This window comes from Pseudomonas sp. CNPSo 3701, from assembly GCF_028674975.1.
In the GTDB taxonomy this organism is placed as follows: domain Bacteria; phylum Pseudomonadota; class Gammaproteobacteria; order Pseudomonadales; family Pseudomonadaceae; genus Aquipseudomonas; species Aquipseudomonas straminea.
Map to the genome: position 1 here is coordinate 1 of NZ_JAQZSI010000033.1, position 306 is coordinate 306.

Here is a 306-nt window from a genome sequence, read left to right on the forward strand (position 1 = left end):
CGCGCGATCCGCGCTTACGGGGGCCTGGGCCCCCCCCCACACCGATGACTACCTGCACCGATCACGTCCGATCCACCACCCACAAAAAAGCCGACCCTGAGGTCGGCTTTCTCTGACTAAGCAGCCAGCGCTTAAAGCGCGTCGCGGCTGCTGGCGCCATCCACCAGGCGGGCGATCTGCAGCGGGTTGGCGTTCTTCAACGCGTCAGGCAGCAGGGCATCCGGGCAGTTCTGGTAGCACACCGGGCGCAGGAAGCGGTCGATGGCCAGGGTGCCGACCGAGGTGCCGCGGGCGTCGGAGGTCGCC

1 pseudogene is annotated in these 306 nt (G+C 68.3%); it reads right to left on the reverse strand.

The features are described 5' to 3' along the window. Positions 1 to 131 precede the first annotated feature (131 nt). Positions 132 to 306: pseudogene (locus tag PVA39_RS23260) on the reverse strand (aldehyde dehydrogenase (NADP(+))); the annotation flags it as partial.